The following is a 2,240-nucleotide window of genomic DNA, read 5'->3' on the forward strand; positions in this document are numbered from 1 at the left end:
GCGTTTCTTCACCTCGCCTCCATCCGCCTCATGCTCAAGGCTTTGTAATCAAGCATAAAGTTCACGGACCGACTCTAATCTCTCCCGCGACTTGATGATAAAGATCCTCAAATTGCGCAGTTACGGTCTCGATGCTATACAGTTCGTGGGAAACGTTCCTTCCGTTTTGTGACAGTTTTGTTCGCAATTGCGGACTTCCGAGCGCTAGCACCACTTTTTCGGCGATATCTTCTGTATCACAATCGACAACCAGAGCAGCATCGTGTGCCGAAAGATCGGAATGTATGTTCACCCGATTCGAAATGACAACAGGGCAACCGCAAAGCATCGCTTCTACGACGGCGATACCGAAATTTTCCGTGTATGATGGTAGTAAAAATAGAGTTGCATCTGCAAATGCCTCTGCCATTTGCTCAGCGGTCTGCATCCCGATAAAAGCGACGTTCCGCTGGATGCCTTGCTCTTGAATAATAATCTCAAGATCCTTCTTGTAGCCCTCATTATCTGGACCAGCTATGACTAGCTTCGTGCTTGGGTGTGACTGGATTACCTTTGGTAAGCTTTTCAGTGTGATATCTAAGCCCTTTTTAAAGTTAATTCTACCTACAAACAAGAGCAGATTTGCTTCTGAGATGGCGTGCTTCGCGCGAAACGAGCCCAGTTGAGGCGTCGGCAGGAAGCGTGAAACATCTACGCCGTTGGGAATAACTGCACCTTTATCGCCCAGTTTGAGTTGCCTCACCAATGCCCACTCTTCATTTGTCGCATAGTGAATTCTGGCGGCACGTCGAAGAAGAGGAAAATCAACCAATTTTTCGTACAGCCGTTTCAAAAGCCAATTTCGAGTTCTGTTATACAAGAACGGGTCAAGTGCACCATGAATCGAGATAATGTAAGGTACCTTTTTTAACCCGCACACGAAAGCGGCAAGGCTAAGTGGAAATCGGTACAACCCGTGTATATGAACGAGATCAAATTCGTGGACTCTCCGCCAGATAAACCTTGCGAATTGGGGTGAGAGCGCGTAATTCTCCGACCAAAATGGAAAGAGACGCACGTCAACTTCCGGAAAGCTCTCGTAAGGGTGCTCGTTGCTTCTACCGTGCGGATAAGAGAAATTTGTCGCAACAACAGTAATCTCATGGCCTCGATCTTTCATGGCCAATGAAATGTCTTTTAGCATCGTCACGGGTCCGCCGTATTTGGGTGACAATGTCAGAATAACATGCAAAATTTTCATTTTTTTGACCCTGGATTCATTAAGTAAATGTTTATGTTATCTGCTTAGTCTCTTTTACGAATAAGAAATCAGCTTGCGTTTGCCCGAATGGCTTTGTCCTGGATATATTGAAGACGCCTCTAAGGACGAAATCATAGCGATCAAGAATTGAAATAACTTTGTTTGCGGTGGGTTGCCTCTGATAGAGTTCGATGAACGACATTTCGCAGTACACTGCATCGACTGCTGGCAGGATCGTTTCGGCACCCTCCAAAACCTCCAATTCTGCGCCCTGTACATCCAGCTTGAGAAGTACCGGTTCAACAAGATCTTGAGGGTCTAAAATTTCCGCCAACCGCTCTACCTCCACTTCGATCGTTTTAGCTCTGCTGACACCGTACGCGACCTCCTGATTTTTTCCAGGAACCAAAAGGGACGAGGAGTCGGCTCTTGAGGCGACGAAAAATGGCGCTTTTCCTTTGACCGCACCAAGCGCCTGGTGGTGTAACTTGTAGGGCTCTGCAACCACGGATCGATACCCGCGGCGCTCACTCTCGAGGGGCTCGAAGGCATGAATTGTGGCGTTAGGAAACAAATGTCTTGCCGCCACTGAAAATTGACCCTTGTTGGCACCGACATCGATTATCGTGCTCGGTGCGAGCGATCTCAGCGGTTCAAGATGCTCGACGGTTGGCATGATGCCTTTTGCAAGTGCTGGCCAGAAGGCAGAGTTGCTTACGGCAGAAATATATTTCAATAACCGGTTGATGGGAGTCACTCCTATTGATGGGTAAAACGTGACGAATGCTGACTCGAGGCTTATGCCTAGGCAGAATTTTTGAATTTCCGCGTTGCGGCGGAGTTCGGCGGACCAATCACTTGACAGGCCGTTGCCTGCGAGGGACGTGCTCATCCGATTCAATATGTCTCCGGACCGACACTTAGAGTCGGTCCGCGAACTTCATGCTTGATTACAAAGCCTTCTGAGCATCAGGCGGATGGAGGCGAGGTGAAGAAACGC

Annotated in this window: 2 protein-coding genes; both read right to left on the bottom strand. The window is 48.2% G+C overall.

The annotated features are described in order from the left end of the window. Window positions 1-61: 61 nt before the first annotated feature. Entirely contained in the window at window positions 62-1,240 is a 1,179-nt protein-coding gene (locus A1351_RS23560) for a glycosyltransferase (protein ID WP_083967015.1), read from the bottom strand. Window positions 1,241-1,271: 31 nt separating this feature from the next. Beyond that, window positions 1,272-2,132, bottom strand: a complete 861-nt coding sequence (locus A1351_RS01730) for an FkbM family methyltransferase (protein WP_157096041.1) — start codon at window positions 2,130-2,132, stop codon at window positions 1,272-1,274. Window positions 2,133-2,240 lie beyond the last annotated feature (108 nt).

The sequence above is a fragment of the Methylosinus sp. R-45379 genome (assembly GCF_001644125.1).
GTDB lineage: Bacteria > Pseudomonadota > Alphaproteobacteria > Rhizobiales > Beijerinckiaceae > Methylosinus.

Bases quoted from the DNA above. Each gene is read 5' to 3' on its own strand.
- A1351_RS23560 (WP_083967015.1), bottom strand. From the start codon at position 1,240: ATGAAAATTTTGCATGTTATTCTGACATTGTCACCCAAATACGGCGGA.
- A1351_RS01730 (WP_157096041.1), bottom strand. From the start codon at position 2,132: ATGAGCACGTCCCTCGCAGGCAACGGCCTGTCAAGTGATTGGTCCGCC.